At 71.6% G+C, this 21,105-nt stretch carries 19 protein-coding genes; 4 read left to right on the forward strand and 15 right to left on the reverse strand.

From position 1 onward, the window contains the following. Positions 1–75: 75 nt before the first annotated feature. From ACZ5K7_RS08995 to ACZ5K7_RS09005, 3 genes are all read right to left on the reverse strand, one after another. On the reverse strand, positions 76–249 hold the full coding sequence (locus ACZ5K7_RS08995; RefSeq protein WP_468912092.1) for a CsbD family protein: 174 nt from the start codon (positions 247–249) through the stop codon (positions 76–78). A gap of 78 nt (positions 250–327) precedes the next feature. Continuing rightward, positions 328–690 carry a VOC family protein gene (locus tag ACZ5K7_RS09000; protein WP_468912094.1) on the reverse strand — a complete coding sequence of 121 codons (363 nt, stop codon included), beginning with the start codon at positions 688–690 and terminating at the stop codon, positions 328–330. Beyond that, positions 690–1,505 (reverse strand): trans-aconitate 2-methyltransferase, encoded by an 816-nt coding sequence (locus ACZ5K7_RS09005; protein WP_351706680.1) that lies wholly within the window; start codon positions 1,503–1,505, stop codon positions 690–692. The genes ACZ5K7_RS09000 and ACZ5K7_RS09005 overlap by 1 nt, the downstream gene beginning before the upstream one ends. Before the next feature lie 89 nt (positions 1,506–1,594). On the opposite strand from ACZ5K7_RS09005, the gene ACZ5K7_RS09010 reads away from it, so the two are divergent. Continuing rightward, positions 1,595–2,092: a MarR family winged helix-turn-helix transcriptional regulator gene (locus tag ACZ5K7_RS09010; RefSeq protein WP_351706683.1), complete on the forward strand. Its 498-nt coding sequence runs from the start codon at positions 1,595–1,597 to the stop codon at positions 2,090–2,092. Positions 2,093–2,216: 124 nt separating this feature from the next. Here the strand turns inward: ACZ5K7_RS09010 and ACZ5K7_RS09015 are convergent, their stop codons facing one another. Next, entirely contained in the window at positions 2,217–2,990 is a 774-nt protein-coding gene (locus ACZ5K7_RS09015; RefSeq protein ID WP_468912096.1) for a LuxR C-terminal-related transcriptional regulator, read from the reverse strand. Between the two features lie 271 nt (positions 2,991–3,261). Here ACZ5K7_RS09015 and ACZ5K7_RS09020 point away from each other — a divergent pair, with 271 nt between their 5' ends. Next, positions 3,262–3,708 carry a GNAT family N-acetyltransferase gene (locus ACZ5K7_RS09020; protein ID WP_468912097.1) on the forward strand — a complete coding sequence of 149 codons (447 nt, stop codon included), beginning with the start codon at positions 3,262–3,264 and terminating at the stop codon, positions 3,706–3,708. A gap of 3 nt (positions 3,709–3,711) precedes the next feature. Here the strand turns inward: ACZ5K7_RS09020 and galK are convergent, their stop codons facing one another. Genes galK through galT form a run of 3 tightly spaced genes read right to left on the reverse strand, consistent with a single transcriptional unit; the run spans position 3,712 to position 6,886 of the window. Further along, positions 3,712–4,866 carry a galactokinase gene (gene galK, locus ACZ5K7_RS09025; RefSeq protein WP_468912099.1) on the reverse strand — a complete coding sequence of 385 codons (1,155 nt, stop codon included), beginning with the start codon at positions 4,864–4,866 and terminating at the stop codon, positions 3,712–3,714. After that, a complete protein-coding gene (gene galE, locus ACZ5K7_RS09030) occupies positions 4,866–5,828 on the reverse strand; it encodes a UDP-glucose 4-epimerase GalE (protein ID WP_468912101.1) in 963 nt (320 codons plus the stop codon). The genes galK and galE overlap by 1 nt, the downstream gene beginning before the upstream one ends. Next, a complete protein-coding gene (gene galT, locus ACZ5K7_RS09035; protein WP_468912102.1) occupies positions 5,828–6,886 on the reverse strand; it encodes a galactose-1-phosphate uridylyltransferase in 1,059 nt (352 codons plus the stop codon). The genes galE and galT overlap by 1 nt, the downstream gene beginning before the upstream one ends. A gap of 136 nt (positions 6,887–7,022) precedes the next feature. On the opposite strand from galT, the gene ACZ5K7_RS09040 reads away from it, so the two are divergent. Together ACZ5K7_RS09040 and ACZ5K7_RS09045 are read left to right on the forward strand one after the other, a co-directional pair. Next, the gene (locus tag ACZ5K7_RS09040; RefSeq protein ID WP_468912587.1) at positions 7,023–8,723 is read left to right on the forward strand and encodes a sodium:solute symporter family protein; all 1,701 of its coding nucleotides are present in this window, start codon (positions 7,023–7,025) and stop codon (positions 8,721–8,723) included. A 25-nt stretch (positions 8,724–8,748) separates the two neighbouring features. Further along, positions 8,749–9,072: a hypothetical protein gene (locus ACZ5K7_RS09045; RefSeq protein ID WP_351706700.1), complete on the forward strand. Its 324-nt coding sequence runs from the start codon at positions 8,749–8,751 to the stop codon at positions 9,070–9,072. 158 nt (positions 9,073–9,230) lie between these two features. Here ACZ5K7_RS09045 and ACZ5K7_RS09050 read toward each other — a convergent pair whose 3' ends face one another. From ACZ5K7_RS09050 to ACZ5K7_RS09085, 8 genes are all read right to left on the reverse strand, one after another. Further along, positions 9,231–9,923: a helix-turn-helix transcriptional regulator gene (locus ACZ5K7_RS09050; RefSeq protein WP_351706703.1), complete on the reverse strand. Its 693-nt coding sequence runs from the start codon at positions 9,921–9,923 to the stop codon at positions 9,231–9,233. 294 nt (positions 9,924–10,217) lie between these two features. Beyond that, entirely contained in the window at positions 10,218–12,005 is a 1,788-nt protein-coding gene (locus ACZ5K7_RS09055) for an outer membrane protein assembly factor BamB family protein (protein WP_468912104.1), read from the reverse strand. Positions 12,006–12,203: 198 nt separating this feature from the next. After that, positions 12,204–14,015, reverse strand: coding sequence for an outer membrane protein assembly factor BamB family protein (locus ACZ5K7_RS09060; RefSeq protein WP_468912106.1), 1,812 nt, complete (start codon positions 14,013–14,015; stop codon positions 12,204–12,206). Positions 14,016–14,445: 430 nt separating this feature from the next. Next, positions 14,446–16,248: an ABC-F family ATP-binding cassette domain-containing protein gene (locus ACZ5K7_RS09065; RefSeq protein WP_351706712.1), complete on the reverse strand. Its 1,803-nt coding sequence runs from the start codon at positions 16,246–16,248 to the stop codon at positions 14,446–14,448. Positions 16,249–16,643: 395 nt separating this feature from the next. Further along, complete coding sequence (locus tag ACZ5K7_RS09070) at positions 16,644–17,573, reverse strand: 4-(cytidine 5'-diphospho)-2-C-methyl-D-erythritol kinase (RefSeq protein WP_468912108.1); 930 nt, start codon at positions 17,571–17,573, stop codon at positions 16,644–16,646. Continuing rightward, positions 17,570–18,499 (reverse strand): 16S rRNA (adenine(1518)-N(6)/adenine(1519)-N(6))-dimethyltransferase RsmA, encoded by a 930-nt coding sequence (gene rsmA, locus ACZ5K7_RS09075; protein ID WP_351706718.1) that lies wholly within the window; start codon positions 18,497–18,499, stop codon positions 17,570–17,572. Before rsmA ends, ACZ5K7_RS09070 begins: the two co-directional genes overlap by 4 nt. Before the next feature lie 38 nt (positions 18,500–18,537). Continuing rightward, complete coding sequence (locus tag ACZ5K7_RS09080; RefSeq protein WP_468912110.1) at positions 18,538–20,019, reverse strand: ubiquitin-like domain-containing protein; 1,482 nt, start codon at positions 20,017–20,019, stop codon at positions 18,538–18,540. Positions 20,020–20,176: 157 nt separating this feature from the next. Next, a complete protein-coding gene (locus ACZ5K7_RS09085) occupies positions 20,177–21,079 on the reverse strand; it encodes a TatD family hydrolase (protein WP_468912112.1) in 903 nt (300 codons plus the stop codon). Between the last annotated feature and the right edge of the window lie 26 nt (positions 21,080–21,105).

Below are 21,105 nucleotides of genomic sequence, written 5' to 3' on the forward strand. Positions count from 1 at the left end.
GCCGGTCCCTGGAAGACCTCAGTGCTTGAAGACGTCCTCAGTGCTTGAAGAGGTCCTCAGTGCTTGAAGAGGTCCTCAGTGCTTGAAGAGGTCCTTGGTCTTCTCCTTGGCCTGGCGGGCGTCGCCCTTGGCCTTCTCGGCGCGGCCCTCCATCTCCATCGGCCGATCGCCGATCGCGCGCCCACCGATCTCCTTGGCCTTGCCCTTGAGCTGTTCCTTCTTGGCCTTGGCCTTCTGCTCTCGTGCCACCGTCGATCACTCCTGACGGGTTCGTAGCCGGCTGTCGTCCCACCGGGTAACCGTGACCGGGCCGGGGCAAACGGCGTCTCAGCGGACCGGTTCCAGGAACTCCAGGCGGTTGCCGACGGGGTCCTCGCAGTAGAAGCGGCGGTGGCCGGGAAGGTCCCCGTCCCAGGCGACGGGCGTGCCGCGGGCGGCGAGCCGGGCCGCGTACGCCTCGATACCCGTCACCAGCAGGCCCGGGTGGGCCTGCCTGGCCGGCCGGAAGGCCTGCTCGATCCCCACGTGCAGATGGATCTCGCCGGCCCGGAACCAGCAGCCGCCGCGCGCCGCGAGCACGGGCGGTTTGGGGATCTCCGTCATGCCGAGGGTGTCCACGTAGAACGTACGCAGCCGGTCCTCGGAGCCGGGCGGGGCGGCGAGCTGGACATGGTCGAGGGCGACGAGCATCAGTTCTCCTCCTTGCGGGCGACGGCGAAGACGCGCCGGAACGGGAACGGGGTGCCGTGCGGGCCGGCCGGGTAGGCCTCGCGCAGTGCGGCCCGGTACTCGGCGAGGAAGGCGTCGCGGGCCCCAGGATCGTCGGCGAGGGCGGTGAGGACCGGGCGCAGTCCGGTGCCCTTCACCCAGTCGAGGACCGGGTCCTCGCCGGTCAGCAGATGGATGTACGTCGTCTCCCAGACGTCGGCGGCGCAGCCGAGCCCGGTCAGCCGCTCCAGGTAGTCCTCGGGGGTGAGGACGGCGTCGTCGTGGCGGAGGACCTCGGCGAGGCGGCCCCGCCAGCGGGGGGACTCGGCGAGGGTGCGCATCAGCCGGTGGCTGGGGGCGGTGAAGTTGCCGGGGACCTGGAAGGCGAAGGTGCCGCCGGGGGCGAGGGCGGCGATCCAGCCGGCGAACCGCTCGGCGTGCCCGGGGACCCACTGGAGCGTGGCGTTGCTGACGATCAGGTCGTACGGCCGCTCGGGCGCCCAGGTACGGACGTCGGCGTGGGAGAAGTCCAGGCGGCCGCCGCCGGCCGTGGGGCCCTCGTACTCCACGAGTGCCTTGTCGAGCATCTCGGGCGAGTTGTCGTAGCCGGTGATGCGGGCGGTGGGCCAGCGTTCCGCGAGCAGGGCGGTCATGTTGCCGGGGCCGCAGCCGAGGTCGGCGACGGCCGGGGGTTCGCCGGGGAGTGCGGGGATCCGGGCGAGGAGGTCGGTGAAGGGGCGGGCACGGTGGCCGGCGTGACGGAGGTACTGGGCAGGGTCCCAGGCGGGAGTCGTCATGGGCTCCACCTTCCCCGCCTCGATATCTCGATGTCAAGAAGCTCGACATCAAGAGACTTCACGTCGACACAACCACTACACTGATCGCCATGGAGGACGAGGTCGATCGGCTGGTGGCTGCGTGGCGCCGGGAGCGCCCGGACCTCGACGTGGAACCGCTTGAGGTGCTCAGCCGGGTGAGCCGACTGGCCCGGCACCTGGACCGGGCGCGTCGGCTGGCCTTCGCGGAGCACAGCCTGGAGCCCTGGGAGTTCGACGTGCTGACCGCGCTCCGGCGCGCGGGGACGCCGTACCAGCTCTCCCCCGGGCAGCTGCTGACCCAGACCCTGGTGACGTCGGGGACGATGACCAACCGGATCGACCGGCTGACCAAGAAGGGCCTGGTGGAGCGGCTGCCGGACCCGAGCGACCGGCGGGGCGTGCTGGTGCGGCTGACCGAGGAGGGCCAGGACCGCGCGGACCAGGCCCTGGCCGGGCTCCTCGACCAGGAACGGGCGATCCTCGCCGAACTCTCCCGCGCCCAGCGCGCCGAACTCGCCGGTCTACTGCGCCAGTTGACCGCCCCGTTCGACAACATCCCCGGCTGAGCGGTCCCGCAGTGGCGGACCCCACCAGAGACGCGGACCCCACCGGGCACGCGGACCCCACCGGAGACACGGGCCCCACCGGGAACGCGGGGTCCACCTGGGACGCGGGGCTCACCGGCGTCGATCAGGCGCTGCTGCTCTCCTCCGGCATGATCCGCCCGGCGGGCCCCAGGTCGACCGGCCCCACTCCGGCCCGGCGCGCGAGCGCGACGGCGGCCAGCGTGGAGTGCACGCCCAGTTTGCCGAGCACGTTCTGCATATGGGTGCGGACGGTGTGCGGGGACAGGAACAGGCGCTCGGCGACCGCCTTGCGCCCCAGGCCCGCCACCATGCACCGGAGCACTTCCCGCTCCCTCGGCGTGAGGGACTCCACGAGCCGTTCGCTCTCGGTGCGGTGCTTGCGCGCGGCCGTCAACTCCCGCAGGACACCGGTCAGCAGGGCGGGCGGCAGATGGGTCTCGTCGCGCAGCACCCCCCGGATGACGTTCAGCAGCCGGGACAGCGAGCAGTCCTTGGCGACCCAGCCGCAGGCGCCGGCCTGCAGGGCCAGGGCCGCACGCCTGGGATCGTCCTTCTCGGCGAGCACGACGACACGGACGGCGGGATGGGCCGAGCGGACCCCGGTGACCAGGGATATCCCGTCGACCAGACCCTCCTCGTTGCCCTCCTGCACCGGTACGGCCGGGCGGCCGCCGGGCAGTTGGCCGCCCAGATCGGCGTCGGCGAGCAGCACGTCGTAGCGGCGGCCCTCGGCGACCGCGCGCTCCAGGCAGCGCAGTGCCGCCGGACCGCTGCCGGCCGCGGACACGTCGACGTCAGGCTCGGCGGCCAGAGCCGCGGCGAGCGACTCGGCGAAGATACGGTGGTCGTCGACGACCAGAACTCGGATGCGAACCACAAAACCCCCTTCCCAAGCTCTTCACGAGCAGGGGATACCCCAAGATGCTCAGAACGACGGGTCATGCGGACACGACACCCGTGGGAGGACGGAACCGCACGGCCGCCGCCGTGCCTGAACTGCTACCCCCACCGCGGGTGTCGTACCCGACTTGTCTCGCCCCCTGATCAGCACCGGCCCCCACCGGTGCTGCTCCTCAGGGTACGGAAGGGGGGCGGCAGCGGAAGGCAATTTGCAGAACTGCCCGGCCGACGCGTTTATGGTGTGCCGCATGTTTCGTATTGATACGGAAGTCGACAAAGAACGGCGGAAACTGCTCCACGCGCGGCTGCGGGACACCAACACCGCGGCCTCCCCGGTCCTCGCGGCCCTGCGCGGGACCCCCGACGAACACCAAGTGCCGCTGCACGTCTGGGCGATGGACGACGGTTCGGGCGAACTGGCGGGCGGCCTGGTGGGGCACACCTGGGCGACCTGGCTGCACGTCACCTATCTGTGGGTGGACGCCCGCCATCGCGGCACGGGTCTGGGCGGCCGGCTGCTGTCCGAGGCGGAGCGCATCGCCCGGCAGGACCGCGCCTGCGCCGCCGTCCGCCTGGAGACCTGGGACTTCCAGGCGCCGGACTTCTACCGGAAGCAGGGCTACGAGGTGGTGTGCGTGGTCCCCGACTATCCGCCGGGGATCACGGAGTACACCCTCACGAAGCGGCTGGGCTGAGCCTCAGCTCTCCCGGCGGGCGCCCGCCGACGGCACCGCCTCGAACGTCCGGGGCGCCGTGAACCCGGCCGCCGCGAAGGCCTCTTCGACCGCCTTGGTGATCGTGTCGACGTCGGACGCCTCCGCCAGGACGATCGCCGAGCCGCCGAAGCCGCCGCCGGTCATCCGGGCGCCCAGGGCGCCGGTGGCCAGGGCGGTGTCGACGACCAGGTCCAGCTCCGGGCAGGAGATCCGGAAGTCGTCGCGCAGCGAGGCATGGCCCTCGGTGAGGACCGGGCCGATGGCACGGGTGTCGCCGGCCTCCAGCAGGGCGACGACGCGTTCCACGCGGTGGTCCTCGGTGACGACGTGCCGGACCAGGCGCCGTACCTCCTCCTCGTCGCCCAGCCGGTCGAGCGCCGCGTCGAGGTCGTCGTAGGCGACGTCCCGCAGCGCGTCCACGCCCAGCAGGGCCGCACCCTTCTCGCAGCCGGCCCGGCGCTTGCCGTACTCGCCGCCGCTGTGGGCGTGCTTGACCTGGGTGTCGACGACCAGCAGCCGCATGCCCTCGGCCGCGAGGTCGAAGGGGATCTGCTTCTGCGAGAGGTCGCGGGTGTCCAGGAACAGGGCGTGGCCGTGCTCGCAGCAGGCGGACGCCGTCTGGTCCATGATGCCGGTCGGCGCCCCGACGTAGACGTTCTCCGCGCGCTGGCACAGGCGGGCCAGCTGCCAGCGGGCCAGGCCCAGTTGGTGCAGGTCGTTGAGGGCGAGGGCGATCACCACCTCCAGGGCCGCGGAGGAGGACAGGCCGGCGCCCGTGGGGACCGTGGAGGACAGGTGCACGTCGGCGCCGGTGACCGGGTGGCCGGCCTCGCGCAGCGCCCAGACCACGCCCGCCGGGTACGCCGTCCACTCCTGGTCGGTGCCGGGCTCCAGGGCGTCGAGGGAGAGCTCGACGACCCCGCCCTCGATGTCCGAGGAGTGCAGGCGCAGCACGCCGTCGGTGCGGCGGGAGACCGCGGCCGTCGTCACGTGCGGCAGCGCGAACGGCATCACGAAGCCGTCGTTGTAGTCGGTGTGTTCACCGATCAGGTTGACCCGGCCCGGTGCCGACCAGACCCCTTCGGGCGCGGTTCCGTAAAGCTCGGTGAAACCGTCCCGGACCTGCTGTGCCCCCACTACTGCTCCCTTGAGACGTGCTGCGCGAACTCCCAGGCGTCCGCGACGATGCCCGCGAGATCCGCGCGGGTCGGGTTCCAGCCCAGCTTCTCGCGGGCGGTGGCCGCCGAGGCGACCAGGACGGCCGGGTCGCCGCCCCGGCGCGGGGCCACGACCTCGGGGATCGGGTGGCCGGTGACCTGGCGGACGGTCTCGATGACCTCGCGGACCGAGAAGCCCTCGCCGTTGCCGAGGTTGCAGATCAGGTGCTCGCCGGGCCGTGCGGCCGTCAGGGCCAGCAGGTGGGCGTCGGCGAGGTCCGCGACGTGGATGTAGTCGCGGACGCAGGTGCCGTCGGGCGTCGGGTAGTCGTCGCCGAAGACCGAGACGGCCTCCCGCCTGCCCTGGGCGACCTGGAGGACCAGCGGGATCAGGTGCGACTCGGGGTCGTGGCGCTCGCCCTGCGCGCCGTAGGCGCCGGCCACGTTGAAGTAACGCAGGGAGACCGCGCCCAGGCCGTGCGCGGCGGCCTCGCCGGTGATCATGTGGTCGACGGCGAGCTTGGTGGCGCCGTACGGGTTGGTCGGCTTCGTCGGGGCGGTCTCGACGATCGGGACCTGCTCCGGCTCGCCGTAGGTGGCCGCCGTGGAGGAGAAGACGAGCTTGCGGACGCCGGCCTCGCGCATCGCGGCGAGCAGCGCCATGGTGCCGCCGACGTTGTTCTCCCAGTACTTCTCGGGCTTCACGACCGACTCGCCGACCTGGGAGAACGCGGCGAAGTGCAGCACCGCGTCATAGGAGGAGTCGAGCCACTTGGCGGCGTCGCGGATGTCGCCCTCGACGAAGGCCGCGCCCGCCGGGACGCCCTCCCGGAAGCCCGTGGAGAGGTTGTCGAGGACGGTGACCTCGTGGCCCGCCTCCAGCAGATGCTGGGCAACCACGCTGCCGACGTAACCCGCCCCGCCCGTCACCAGGTACTTCATCAACTCGCTACCTCTCGCAGTCGCTCGGCCGCGCGCTCCGGCGGCACGTCGTTGATGAACACGTTCATGCCGGATTCGGAACCCGCGAGAAACTTCAGCTTGCCGGACGTTCGGCGGATGGTGAAAAGCTCCAGGTGGAGCGCGAAGTCGTCGCGCGTGACCCCCTCGAACTCCTCCAGCGTCCCGAACGGCGCCTGGTGCCAGGCGGCGATGTAGGGCGTGGGAGGTTCACCCTCACCGAAGATACGGTCGAAGCGCCTCAAGAGTTCCAGATAAACCTGGGGGAACTCTGAGCGCGCCGCCTCGTCCAGTCCGAGCAGGTCGGGGACCCGGCGCTTCGGGTACAGGTGGACCTCGTAGGGCCAGTGTGCCGCGTACGGCACGAAGGCGACCCAGTGTTCACCCTCAAGGACGACTCGCTCGCCGGCGAGTTCACGCTCCAGCACGGCGTCGAAGAGGTTCTCTCCGCCGGTCGCCTCCTTGTGGGTGGCGAGTGAACGCAACATCAGCGCGGTGCGCGGGGTGGTGAAGGGGTAGGCGTAGATCTGGCCGTGCGGGTGACCGAGCGTCACGCCGATCTCCTCGCCGCGGTTCTCGAAGCAGAACACCTGCTGGACGGAGGGGAGATGGGACAGTTCCGAGGTCCGGTCGGTCCACGCGTCGAGGACGAGGCGCGCCTGCTCGTCGGTGAGGCTTGCGAAGGACGCGTCGTGGTCCGAGGTGAAGCAGACCACCTCGCAGCGCCCGGAGTCGCCGGCCAGCGAGGGGAAACGGTTCTCGAAGACCACCACGTCGTACGACGAGTCCGGGATCTCGCTCAGCCGGTCGCCCTTGGTCGGGCACAGCGGGCACTGGTCGGCCGGCGGGTGGTAGGTGCGGCCCTGCCGGTGCGAGGCGATGGCGACCTGGTCGCCGAGCAGCGGGTCGCGGCGGATCTCGGAGGTGGTGTGCGTCCGCTCCAGCGGCCGGCGGTCCACCGCGTCCCGCACGGTGTCGTCCCGCAGGTCGTAGTAGATGAACTCGCGACCGTCGGCCAGCCGGGTCGAGGTCTTCTTCACTGCGGACTCCCGAAAATCGAGCGTTGTTCGAGTCAGCCAACCACCAAACAGAACCGAACACACCAAAACACAACTCACCAGGTGAGTCAACATCGCAATCAATCAAGGTGAGACAACGAAAGTGTTGAATTACTGGGTGCAGAACCCCACCAATGCCCACGTATCCCCCACATACCTCGCGGAGGAGCTGCGGCTCCCCACCAACGGCCTCGACTACGCGATCCTCGCGATCTACTTCGTGGTCGTCCTGGGCATCGGCTTCGCGGCCCGCCGCTCGGTGAGGACGAGCCTCGACTTCTTCCTCTCCGGACGCTCGCTGCCCGCGTGGATCACCGGCCTCGCGTTCATCTCGGCGAACCTGGCCGCCACCGAGATCCTCGGCATGGCCGCCAACAGCGCGCAGTACGGCGCGTACACCGTGCACTGGTACTGGATCGGCGCCATTCCGGCCATGGTCTTCCTCGGCCTGGTGATGATGCCCTTCTACTACGGGAGCAAGGTCCGCTCGGTCCCCGAGATGCTGCTGCTGCGCTTCGACAGAGCCGCACACCTGCTGAGTTCGATCCTGTTCGCCTTCGCCGCCATCCTCATCGCGGGCGTCAACCTGTACGCCCTCGCGATCGTCGTGGAGGCGCTGCTGGGCTGGCCGCAGTGGGTGGCGATCGTGGTGGCCGGCGCGTTCGTGCTGGCGTACATCACCCTCGGCGGCCTCTCCTCGGCCATCTACAACGAGGTGCTCCAGTTCTTCGTGATCCTGGCCGCCCTCATCCCGCTGTCGGTGCTCGGCCTGAAGAAGGTGGGCGGCTGGGACGGGCTGGTCGACAAGCTCGACGCCACCCACGGCCACAACTTCACCACCGCCTGGGGCGGCACCGGCATCGGCTCCGTCAACCCGCTCGGCGCGAACTGGCTGACCATCGTCCTCGGCCTCGGCTTCGTGCTCTCCTTCGGCTACTGGACGACCAACTTCGCCGAGGTCCAGCGCGCCCTGTCGGCGAAGAACCTCTCCGCCGCCCAGCGCACCCCGCTGATCGCCGCCTACCCGAAGATCTTCATCGTCTTCCTGGTGATGATCCCGGGTCTGGTCGCCGCCGCGCTGGTGCCGAACATCGGCACGTCCGGCTCCGGCCTCCAGTACAACGACGCGATCCCGTACCTGATGTCCCAGCTGCTGCCCAACGGCGTCCTCGGCATCGCGGTCACCGGTCTGCTCGCGGCCTTCATGGCCGGCATGGCCGCCAACGTGTCGTCCTTCAACACCGTCTTCACGACGGACATCTGGGCGAAGTACGTGGTGCGCGGCCGCGAGGACGGCTACTACGTGCGCTTCGGACGGCTCATCACCGCGATCGGCGTGGCCGCGTCCGTCGGTACGGCGTTCCTGGCGTCGTCGTTCTCGAACATCATGAGCTACCTCCAGACGCTGTTCTCCTTCTTCAACGTGCCGATGTTCGTCGTCTTCATCGTCGGCATGTTCTGGAAGCGCGCCTCGGCGAAGTCCGGCTTCTGGGGGCTGCTCGCGGGGACGGTGACCGCGATGGTCAACTACTTCGTCCTCTACAAGAGGGGCATCATCGGCATCCCCACGGACCAGGGCGCCAACTTCGTCTCCGCGATCGCCGGCTTCGTCGCCGGCGCCGTGGTGATGGTGATCGTCTCCCTGTTCACCGCGCCCAAGCCGGCGGCGGAGCTGGCGGGCCTGGTCTACGGCACCCGCTCCCCCGGCATGACGGAGGCCCCCGCGGTCGGCGACGATGCCTGGTACCGGCGGCCGGCGCTCCTGGGCTGGGGCGCGGTGATCCTGGCCGCCGCCTGCTACATCCCGTTCTCGTTCTGACCCGTCCCGGAAGAATGGAGAGACCATGACCGACGACTCCGGGCACTCCGGATTCCACTACTCCGAGCAGGACGTCCACCGGGAAGTCACCGAGCTGGAGAGCAGGTCCACGACCGCCGCGCGCATCTTCGACCTGCGGCGGATCATCGGGGGGCTGTTCGTGCTGTACGGGATCATCGTCACGATCACCGGGATCACGGACTCGCAGGCCGAGATCGACAAGGCACAGGGGATCAACATCAACCTGTGGACCGGGATCGGGATGCTGTTGCTGGGGGTGTTCTTCCTGGTGTGGCTGTGGCTCCGGCCCACTCCGCCGGCACCTCCGGTGGAGGGGACCGAGAAGTAGGCGAGGGTCGCCTCCGGTGGAGAGGACCGAGGAGTAGGCGAGGGTCGCGTCCGGTGGAGGGGACCGAGGAGTAGGCGAGGGTCGCGTTTCGGCCGCGGGGCGTGGGGGCCGGTCGCGCCCACGCGGCGGTAGCCGCACGTCGAAACAGCCCCGCGCCCCTACCGGGGTGCTTCGGTCCCGCCGTTGACAGGTCCCGCCCTGTCGAGCAGGCCCGTCCTGGCCGCCAGGGCCGCCGCCTCCAGACGCGACCCCACCCCCAGCTTCATCAGCACCCGCTGGACATGGGTGCGGGCCGTGCTCGGGGCGATGCCCATGCCTGCCGCGATCAGGCGGGTGTCCTCGCCGTCGGCCACCCGGACCAGGACCTCGACCTCCCTGGGGGTGAGCATCTGGAGGAGGCGCTGGCCCTCGTCGTCGGGCTGGGCGGCGGGGTTGAGCAGTTCGCCGAACGCGCCCTGGAGCAGCGCCGGGGCGACGGCCGCCTCACCGGCCCGCGCCTTCATGATGGCCCGCTCGACGCCCTCTATCCGCTCGTCGTGCCGGACGTACCCGGAGGCGCCCGCCGCGAAGGCCGCCGCGATGCCCCGCGGGGACGGCACCGGCCCCAGCACGAGGACGGCGACCTGCGGCCGCTCCCGCTTGATCTTCACCACCGGGTCGAAGATCCCCGGCTCGGCCGGTGTCGCCGTACCCAGCAGGCACACCTCGGGCGCGCGCGTGATCACCAGCTCCGCCGCACCCGCCGCCGGCGCGGCCGCCGCCAGCACCCGGTGGCCGCGCAGTTTCAGCGCAGAGGCCAGCGCCTCGGCGAGCAACCGGTGGTCGTCGACCACCATGAGCCGCACTCCCATAGAGCAACCCCCCAGTCCCCCCAATGGATGCCCCACTATGGATGCCCACTGGTCCGCATGGACAGAGGGCCCCCCGGCACCTCGTCCTTCATGCCCCCGGAAGCTACACGCTTGTTCGACGTTGCGCTGCCCCTACTGATGAGAAGTGCCCCGGATCGGAGGAATCTCTGGCTTTTCTCGTATTCGCAGGTGAAGAGCGGGTGTGATGCGGTACGCGTCCGGTCCCGCCCCTGACCAGGGACGGGACCGGAGTCGCGGGCCGGGTGACGCGGGGGGCTTCCGCTTGACGAACCGTCAGCCGCCCGCACCGAACGCGGTGACCAGGTACTCCTTGGCCGACACCGACGAACCGGCGGCGTGGGCGTACACCGCGGACAGGTACAGGTGTCCCTGAGAGTAGAGGACCTCCCCGTACGCCGGGGACAGGGCGGTCTCCACGGCCCTGACCGCCGCGGTCGCCGGGTTCTCCAGCAGCTTGGTCTCGCTGAACGAACCGCCGTCGATACTGACGATCTGACCGCCCTTGCCGTACGGCGGGTCCTTGTACGCGATCACATTCGGACCGTCCATGCGCAGCGGCGTGATCGTGTAGTTGTCACCGGCGTCGGCACGCTGGCCGGTCTGCTTGCCGGTGGCCAGGTCGAAGGCGACGATCTCGTCGGTCTTGGCGAGGCCCCCGCCGCCGTCGTGCGCCTCGGTCGCCAGGTACAGCCGGTCGTTGCCGACCACCACTCCCTGGCACTTCTCCAGCTGGTAGATGCCGTCGCAGCGAGCCGCGTACGAGCTGCCCGGCGTGGAGATACGGGTGCGCAGCCGCCCGGTCCTGTTGTCGATGGAGAAGACGTCCGAGAAGCCGCTGCCGTCGCCCGCGCTGTCGTTGACGTCGGCGGCCACGACCAGGGGGTCGGTCGACACGACGCTGGCGTAGGGGATGCCCGAGGTCATCTCGTACTCGGAGATCACCTTGCCGGAGACCGGGTCGATGGTCTGGATGTGCAGCTGGGCGGTGTCGCCGCTGCCGCACCTGCGGACCGCGACCAGTTTGGCGCCGCCGCCGTAACCGGCGTCGTAGCAGGTGTCGGTCGGTTTCGGCTGCCAGCGGACCGTGCCGGAGGCGAGGTCGAAGGCGGCGCCGCCGCTGGTGCCGCCGACCGCGACCGTCTGCTGGGCGACCGTCACGTTATTGAAGTTGATCGGTACGTCACCGGACTTGATCGTCTGCGTCCACAGTCTTTTACCGGCGTTCAGATCGATCGCGGCGACCTGGGTGCAGCCGGCCGTGGCACCCTTGGACGGCGTTTTCGGCTGGAAGACGACGGCCGTCCTGCCGTCCGCACTGGTGCGCCCGCTGGCGTAGCAGACCGGGCCGGGCAGCGGGACCGTCCACAGCTCGGCGCCCGAGTCGGGGTCGTAGCCGACGATCCGGGCGACGCCGGTCTTCGCGTACACCTTGTCGGTGAGCCAGGAACCGGCGGTGACCGTGGTGTCGTTCGCCGTGGGCAGCGGGACCTGGAAGAGGACCCTGGAGGCCGGGTCCGCGGGCACCTTCTCGCTGCCCCTGCCTCCTCCCTGGCCGCCGGTGTCGCCGGCGCTGGAGCCGGCGGTGTCGTCCTTCTTGCCGTCGGCGCCGGAGGACTTGGAGTACCAGATGCCACCGCCGACGATCAGCGCGATCACGACGACCGCGGCGACGACGATGAACAGCGCGGCGTTGTTCCTGCCGGGGGCGGAAGTGGGGGTGGCGGGGGCGGGAGCGGGGCCGGGGCCGCTCGGCCGGCCCGGGTAGCCGTAACCGGGTTGCTGGGCGTAGGGGTTGGCGGGGGTGGGGGTGGGGGTGGGGGTGGGGGGCTGCTGGGTGTACGGGTTCGGGGCCTGGGGCTGGGCGGGGTAGCCGTAGCCCGGCTGGGGGGCCGGGGGCTGCTGCGGGTAGCCGTAGCCCGGCTGGGGAGCGGGGGGCTGCTGCGGGTAGCCGTAGCCCGGCTGGGGAGCCGGGGGTACGGGTGGCTGCGGCGGGCCGGCGGGGGCGCCGAAACCGGGCTGCTGCGGGGGCTGGTCGGGCGGTGGCGGAGGCGGCTGGGTCATGGCGGGGTACCTCTGGGGACGGCGCGGGAGACGGCTGGGGACGGCGCGTGGGCCGGCTGGGCCGGCGGTTGGGCCGACTGGGGACGGCTCGTGGGCCGGCACTGGCGGCCGGCGTGGCAGACGGTCGCGGTCGGCGGTCGGCGGGTGAGGGGGCCGGCCGTCGGCGCGGGCTGCCGGCCGGGGCGGGGTGGGGGCCGCTCAGTTACCGAAGGCCATCATCAGCTTCTCCTTCGCGTCGTCGCTGCCGGACAGCCGCGTGGAGGAGAGGTAGAAGCGCCCGTCGGCCCAGTCGACCGCGTCGTCGTAGAAGCCGTCCTCGATGTCGGCGGTGTGCTGCGGGTTCTGCAGCAGCTTGGTGGTGGTGTGGGCGGAGCCGGCGGTCGGGATCGACACGACCTGGCCGCCCGAGTCGTACGACGGCCGCACATACGCGACGAGTGTGCCGCCCGCGACCTTGACCGGGTACATCGACTCGTCCGTCGGGGACTTCGTACGCCACTTCGCCCTGCCGTCGACGAAGCTGATCGCGACAATCTCGTTGCCGCCGCTGTTCGTGTCCGTCGGCAGGTAGAGGGTGTTCGCGTCGACGGCGACGCCCTGGCAGCCCTGGAGGTCACGGGCGAGGATCGCCCAGCCGCACTCGGGGGCGAACTTCTCGTCGACCTTCACCTCGGACCGGAACGTGCCCTTGGCGTCCAGGGTCGAGATGTTCCAGGCCTTCTTCTCCTCGTTGGTCATGTAGACCACGAGCGGGTCGACGGAGTACGTCCGCTGGACCGACCAGCCCTTCTTGACCGGCTGGGTCCACCTGACCGCGCCGGTGGCCGGCTCCAGCTCCGAGATCTCGTCGTGCTCGTCGCCGCCGCCGACCCCGCAGGAGGCCACCTCGATCAGCCGGTTCGTACCGCCCGCGAACGCCGTCGGGAAGCAGGACGCGCCGTACTTCTTCTTGTCGTACAGCTTGTCGCCGCTGCCGAGGTCGTACGCCGTGCCCGACTGGGAGCGGCCCACCATCAGCGTCTTTCCACTGATCGTCAGCTCGATGCTGATCGCGGTGTCGAACAGGCCGCCGTCGGCGACGGTCGCGGTCCACCCCTTGTGGCCCGTGTCGAGATCGATCTCCTGCAACCGGTTGCACTTGGCCCGGTCACTGGTGCCGTTCGTGTACGCCACGACGACCTTGCCGTCGGCCGACTGGTCCGGGGTGACCGCGCAGATCTTCTGCGGGAACGTGATCGGGGCCCAGGCGGGGTCGCCGTCGCCCACCTTGTAGGCGAAGACCTGCTTGTACGCCGCCTTCACCGCGGTCTTCCCGGTGATCCACATGCCGGGTGCGTCGGCGCCGGACGCCGGGGCGTCGGGAGCCGACTTGTACCAGAGCACCTTGGCCTCGCCGGACTTGCGGCCCTCGTTGAGGTTCTCCGGGTCAGCGCCGCCGTCGCCGCTGCCGTCCCCCGGGTTGGCCGGGGTGCCGGTGCCGGAGGCCCTGGGGTCGTCGGACTGCTGGGCGACCGGCTTCTTGCCGTCGTCCCCGCCACTGGTCACGGCGTACACGGTGCCGCCGACGACCAGCAGCCCCGCCACGGCCGCCGCGACGATCAGCCCGGGCTTCCCCTTGAACGGCCCGCGGCCCCCGCCACCGGGCGGCGGAGCGACGCCCGGTCCGCCCGGGTACTGCGGCGGATAGCCGTAACCCGGCTGGGGCGGCTGCCCGAACGGCCCCGTCTGCTGGGGCTGGCCGTAGGGGCCGGGCGGCTGGGCCTGGCCGTAGGGGCCGGGTGACTGGGCCTGGCCGTAGGGGCCGGGCTGCGCGTACGGTCCCGGATGCTGCGGATGGCCGTAACCCGGCTGGGGTGGCTGGGCAGGAGGCGGGGGCGTGCCCTGGGGCGCACCGAAACCTCCCTGAACGGGCGGCTGTTGCGGGGCGCCGAAACCACCACCCGGTGGCGGCTGGTCCTGCGGTGCGCCGAATCCGCCCTGGTGCGGCGACTGACTGGGTGGCTGAGTCATCAGTGCCCTTCCCCCGTTACTGATTTTTAGCCACGCCCCGAGGCTCCCGACGGGCCTCAGGCCGTTCTCAGACTGCTCTCAGACGGACCTTTCTATCACTCGGGACCGACAGGCCACGGACCCTCATCAACCCCTGTTCCCAAGGAAGAACCGCCCCGTGATGCCCCCGTTACGCGCCTTCACGGTCCCTCCACGGGGCGCGCGCAAGGGGGTTGCGCGCGGGGGCGCGATTGGACGGGGGGCACGAAGGTGGGTGGTGCGCGCCGTGCGGTGGCGCGCGTGCGCGGCCGATTCACGCCGGTGGGTGTGGGGGCGGGCGCGCCGATACGGGTCGCGCGCCCACCGGCACGGCGCACATGCCTGACTACACGCCCTCCAGCACGGCGTGCTCGCCGAGTTGCACGCCGCCCAGCACCGCGCGCACGCCGTGCTACGCGTCCTCCGCCAGCTCCAGCCAGCGCATCTCCAGTTCCTCGCGCTCCCCGGCCAGGTCGCGCAGCTGGGTGTCGAGTTCGGCGACCTTGGCGAAGTCCGTGGCGTTCGCGGCGATCTGGTCGTGCAGCTTGGTCTCCTTCTCGGAGACGCGGTCCAGCTGACGTTCGATCTTCTGGAGTTCCTTCTTGGCCGCGCGCTGGTCGGCGGCGCTCCGCTCGGCCGTGGGGGCCTTGGGGGCCACGGCGGTGGCCGCGGCCACCTCCTCCATGCGCTGGCGCCGCTCCAGGTACTCGTCGATGCCGCGCGGCAGCATCCGCAGGGTGGCGTCGCCGAGGAGGGCGAAGACGCGGTCCGTGGTGCGCTCCACGAAGAACCGGTCGTGGGAGATGACGATCATCGAGCCGGGCCAGCCGTCGAGGACGTCCTCCAGCTGGGTGAGGGTCTCGATGTCGAGGTCGTTGGTGGGCTCGTCGAGGAAGAGGACGTTCGGCTCGTCCATGAGCAGCCGGAGAAGCTGGAGGCGGCGGCGCTCACCACCGGAGAGGTCACCGACCGGCGTCCACTGCTTCTCCTTGTTGAAGCCGAACGTCTCGCACAGCTGCCCGGCCGTCATCTCGCGTCCCTTGCCGAGGTCGACGCGCTCGCGCACCTGCTGGACCGCTTCCAGGACCCGCGTGTTCGGGTTCAGTTCGGCGACCTCCTGGGAGAGGTAGGCGAGCTTCACGGTCCGGCCGACGGCGATCCGGCCGGCCGCCGGCTGCTCCTCGCCCTCGGTGCGCGCGGCCTCGGCCATGGCCCGCAACAGCGAGGTCTTGCCGGCGCCGTTCACGCCGACCAGGCCGATGCGGTCGCCCGGACCGAGCTGCCAGGTGACGTGCTTGAGCAGCACCTTGGGCCCGGCCTGGACGGTCACGTCCTCCAGGTCGAACACGGTCTTGCCGAGCCGCGAGGAGGCGAACTTCATCAGCTCGGAGCTGTCGCGCGGCGGCGGCACGTCGGCGATCAGCTCGTTGGCGGCCTCGACCCGGAAACGCGGCTTGGAGGTACGGGCGGGCGCGCCGCGGCGCAGCCAGGCGAGCTCCTTGCGGACCAGGTTCTGCCGCTTGGTCTCCTCGGTGGCGGCGATCCGCTCGCGTTCCGCGCGGGCGAAGACGTAGTCGGAGTAGCCGCCCTCGTACTCGTAGACGGCGCCGCGCTGCACGTCCCACATGCGGGTGCAGACCTGGTCGAGGAACCACCGGTCGTGGGTGACACAGACCAGCGCCGAGCGGCGCTCGCGCAGGTGCCGGGCGAGCCAGGCGATGCCCTCGACGTCGAGGTGGTTGGTGGGCTCGTCGAGGACGAGGAGGTCCTGCTCCTCGATGAGCAGCTTGGCCAGCGCGATACGGCGCCGCTCACCGCCGGACAGCGGCCCGATGACGGTGTCCAGGCCCTTGGGGAACCCGGGCAGGTCCAGGCCGCCGAAGAGGCCGGTGAGGACGTCCCTGACCTTCGCGTTGCCCGCCCACTCGTGGTCGGCCATGTCGCCGATGACCTCGTGCCGGACGGTGGCCGCCGGGTCGAGGGAGTCGTGCTGGGTGAGGACGCCGATACGCAGTCCACCGGAGTGCGTGACGCGCCCGGTGTCGGCCTCCTCCAGTTTGGCGAGCATCCGGATCAGGGTGGTCTTGCCGTCGCCGTTGCGGCCCACCACGCCGATGCGGTCGCCCTCCGACACGCCGAGCGAGACGCCGTCCAGCAGGGCACGGGTGCCGTAGACCTTGCTGACGTTCTCGACATTGACCAGGTTGACGGCCATTTCACTCCTGCGCAGGGGGACGGTCAGCCTCCCAGCGTAATGCGCGCCGGGAGGCCGTCCCGCCGCGAGCTGTTTTCCGCCCGCCTGAGCGCGTACCTCGTCGAGGAGGTCGTCCATCGTCCGGCCGCGGCAGCCGGTCCCCGGCCAGTCGAGGCGGCCGGAGACAGTGGTGACGTCCTTGGTGACGCCGGTGGTGACGCCGTAGACCGGGTTGACGAAGGTGACCTGCGCCTCCTCAGGTCCGTGGTTGCGGACGCCGCATCACCCTGATGGCGACTCGCCTCTCCCTGCCCGCGCGGCCTCGGGCACCCGCCGTTCTGTCCAGTTGCTGTCGGGCGCCGATGGTGGGCTCGGGGCGCTTGCACGGGATCATGCGCCCCGCTCGTGCTCCGGCGTCACACCCCGGTGCGCGGGCCGATGCCGTGCGCCGTGGTGACGACCCGCGCGCCCGGCGCGGGCGCCGTCGCCGTGCGCACCGTGCGGCAGGTACCGGAGGCGAGGAGCGCCTCGGACACCTTCTCCGCGGACGCGGTGTCGCGGACCAGGAACGCCGTCGTGGGCCCGGAGCCGGAGACCAGCGCCGTGAGGGCACCGGCCGTGCGCCCCGCGGCGAGCGTCTCCCCGAGCTCCGGGAAGAGCGAGAGCGCGGCGGGCTGCAGATCGTTGGAGACGGCGGCGGCGAGCGCGTCCGGGTCGCCCTTGGCGAGCGCGTCCAGGAGATCGCGGGAGGCGACGGGCTCGGGGATGTCGAGGCCCTCGGCGAGCCGGTCGAACTCGCGGAAGACGGCCGGAGTGGACAGCCCGCGCCCGGCCATCGCGAACACCCAGTGGAAGGCGCCGCCGACTTCCAGGGCGGTGAGCCGTTCGCCGCGCCCGGTGCCGAGGGCGGCGCCGCCGACCAGGCTGAAGGGCACGTCGCTGCCCAGATCGGCGCAGATGGCGAGGAGTTCGGCGTGGGAGGCGCCCGCGCGCCAGAGCTCGTTGCACGCGAGCAGCGCGCCCGCCCCGTCCGCACTCCCCCCGGCCATGCCGCCGGCGACCGGGATGTCCTTGGCGATGTGGATGTGCACGGCCGGGTCGATGCCCCGGCGCTCGGCGAGCGCGAGCGCGGCGCGCGCGGCGAGATTGGTGCGGTCAAGCGGTACCTGGTCGGCGTCCGTGCCCTCGCAGGTGATGCTCAGCTCGTCGGCGGGTGTGACCGTGACCTCGTCGTAGAGGCCGACGGCGAGGAAGACGTTGGCGAGGTCGTGGAAGCCGTCGGGGCGGGCGGCGCCCACCGCGAGCTGGACGTTGACCTTGGCTGGTACGCGTACCGTGACGCTCACTTACCGGACTCCTCTGTCGGGGACGCGGCCCGCCGCTCGGCGGCCGTCTGATGCTCCGTCCCCCGCGGGGACGCGGCCTCGGCGATCCGCGCGAACTCCTCCACCGTCAGCGACTCCCCGCGCGCCTGCGGCGAGACCCCGGCGGCGACCAGGGCCGTCTCCGCAGCCGCCGCCGACCCGGCCCAGCCGGCGAGCGCCGCCCGCAGGGTCTTGCGCCGCTGTGCGAACGCCGCGTCGACGACCGCGAAGACCTCGCGCTTCGACGCCGTCGTCTTCAGCGGCTCCGCACGCCGGACGAGGGAGACCAGCCCGCTGTCGACGTTCGGGGCGGGCCAGAAGACGTTGCGCCCGATGGATCCGGCGCGCTTCACGTCGGCGTACCAGTTGGCCTTGACGGACGGCACGCCGTACACCTTCGAACCGGGCGGGGCGGCGAGCCGGTCGGCGACCTCGGCCTGCACCATCACCAGCGTCCGCTCGATGCTCGGGAAGGTGTCGAGCATGTGGAGGAGGACGGGGACGGCGACGTTGTAGGGGAGATTCGCGACGAGCGCGGTGGGCGGGGGCCCGGGCAGTTCGGTGACGTGCATCGCGTCGGAGTGGACCAGCGCGAACCGGTCAGCGCGCGCCGGCATGCGCGCCGTGACCGTCGCGGGCAGCGCGCCCGCCAGGACGTCGTCGATCTCCACCGCGGTCACTCGGTCGGCGGCCTCGAGGAGCGCGAGGGTGAGGGACCCGAGTCCCGGGCCGACCTCCACGACGACGTCGTCCGGGCGGACCTCGGCGGTGCGGACGATACGGCGGACCGTGTTGGCGTCGATCACGAAGTTCTGGCCGCGCTGCTTGGTGGGGCGTACACCGAGCGCTGCCGCGAGTTCACGGATGTCGGCCGGGCCGAGGAGGGCGTCGGGGAGGGGGCTGCTCACGGGACAAGGGTACGGGCCGCCTGGATCCCGCCCGCCGGTCACCCGTGCAGCCGTGCCCCGCAGTGCGGCCAGGGGGTGGAGCCGCGTTTCGTGTAGAGCTTCTTCGCCCGGAACGTCTGCTCCTCGGCCGACGCGTCCTGCGGGCGCCCGCTGCCGCCGAGGCTGTGCCAGGTGTGCGTGTCGAACTGGTACAGCCCGCCGTAAGTACCGGAGGGATCCACCGCGGCCGCGCGGCCACCGGACTCGCAGACGGCGAGACCGTGCCAGTTGAGGCCGCCGGCGCCCTTCACCGAGTCCGGATGCGGCTTGGTGCCCACCTTGACGAGCTGCGCGCGCGGCTCGCGGACCACCTCGGACCGTTCGCGGCGCGGCTTCTGCCGAACCCCGTTGACGGTCCGCAGGTAGTACGTGACCCGGCGCAGCCCGGGCCGCCCGGTCCGCTCGACCACCTCGGTGCCCTTGAACACCGTGGGGTCGGCCGTGCGCCGCACCTCGAACGGGATGGTCTCCTCGCGCACCTCCCTGCCGTCCGTGACGCGCAGCACGGTCACCGTCTGCCCGTCGCGCGGGAAGCCGGCCTGCGGCACGGAGGTGGTGTCCTGGCCGTGCAGGGTGACCCCGGCCTCCTCGACGGCCTCGCGGACGGTCGCGGCGTTGGTGCGGATGGTGCGGGTCCGGCCGTCGGCCAGGATCGTGACCGTGCGCTCGGTGCGCACGTCGAGCGCCAGCCCGGCACGTCCGATGCTCTGGGAGCGCGAGGCCGACAGGTACGCGCCCTCGGCACGCACTCCCAGCTGGCTGAGCGCCCCGTCGACCGTGCGCGCCGTCGTCCAGACCTCGCGCCGCTGGCCGTCCAGGGTGAGCCGTACGGGGCGGCCGTAGCGCACCGCGACCTCGTCCCCGCTGGCCAGCTCCGCGCCGGCGGCGGGCGCCACCACGTCGTGCGCGCCCACCTGCACGCCTTCGTCGGCGAGCAGTTCGGTCACGTCGTCCGCGAACGTGTGCAGGATGCGCGGCCTGCCGTCGACGGTCAGCTCGATGGCCTTGTCCTTGGCGAGGAACGCGGTGGTGCCGCCGGCGAGGAAGGCGACGACCAGCGCCTGCGGCAGCAGACGGCGCACGGCGGAATCCGGGCGCTGGGTGTACCGCGCCTTCCGCCGGCGCGCGGCACGCCGCCCCGCCACGGCGCCCACTCCTGATTCGCGCGCCCCGTCATCCGGCACGCGCCCGCTCTGCCGCGGAAGCACCGGCTCACCCGGCTCACCGGCATACGCCTGCGCCTGCGCGTGCCCCACCGGCGCGACCCGCGCCCCCGCTTCCGCGAGCTCGTACGCCGGCCGGTACGTGTCACCACCCGCGTAGGCGGCCACGCCGTATCCCTGCGTCACGGCGTCGTGCACGCCGGTCACCACAGGCGCGTCGTACACGCCTTGCTCTCCGTGCGTGCCGCCTCCACCGTGCGCCCCCGGCGCGCCGTAGGGGTCGTACGCCTCAAATGTCTCGTACTGCGATGTGCTCACGCCGACACGCTCCAGAGGGCCAGAGGGGTCCGGATCGGGCCCCCAGAACCTAGCGGAGCTCTGGTCACTCTCCAAAGTGGGACGACTACGCACGGTCGCGATAAGGCCCGAGCCGGACCGGCGCGAGCGTTATCCGTCAGTTACGATCTATATACCCTCAGTAGCCGAAGGCGCGGGCCGTGTTCGCGCCCAGGGCTGTCGCCAGCGCGTCCTCGTCGATGCCCCGCACGGTGGCCATCGCGCGCACCGTGACCGGAATGAGATACGGGGCGTTGGGCCGTCCGCGGTACGGCGCCGGGGTCAGGAAGGGCGCGTCGGTCTCCACGAGGACCAGCTCCAGCGGGGCGACGGCGAGCGCGTCCCTGAGGTTCTGGGCGTTCTTGAAGCTGACGTTGCCGGCGAAGGACATGAAGTAGCCCTCGCGGGCGCACACCTCGGCCATCTCGGCGTCCCCGGAGTAGCAGTGGAACACCGTCCGCTCGGGGGCGCCCTCCTCCTTGAGGACGCGCAGCACGTCGGCGTGGGCGTCGCGGTCGTGGATGACGAGGGCCTTGCCGTGCCGCTTGGCGATCTCGATGTGGGCGCGGAAGGAACGCTCCTGGGCGGCCTTGCCCTCGGGCCCGGTGCGGAAGTAGTCGAGTCCGGTCTCGCCGACGCCCTTCACCTGGGGCAGGCCGGCCAGCCGGTCGATCTCGGCGAGCGCCTCGTCCAGGGCCGCGTCCCCGCCCGCCGTGCGGGCACCCTGCCGGGACCACCCGTCGGGGTCGCCGTGGACGATGCGCGGGGCCTCGTTCGGGTGCAGGGCGACCGTCGCGTGGACGTTCGCGTGCGCGGCCGCCGTCTCGGCCGCCCACCGCGAGCCCTTGAGGTCGCAGCCCACCTGGACGACGGTCGTCACGCCCACCGAGGCGGCCTTCGCGAGGCCCTCCTCGACCGTGCCGGACTGCATGTCGAGGTGGGTGTGGGAGTCGGCGACCGGCACCCGGAGGGGCTCCGGGAGCGGTGGCGCCGCGTTCTTGTCGGCCGCGGCGGAGGCGTTCGCGGAGGCGTTCGAAGGCATGCCCCGATCCTACGAAAGGGGCACAC

Source organism: Streptomyces sp. NPDC031497 (assembly GCF_055580905.1).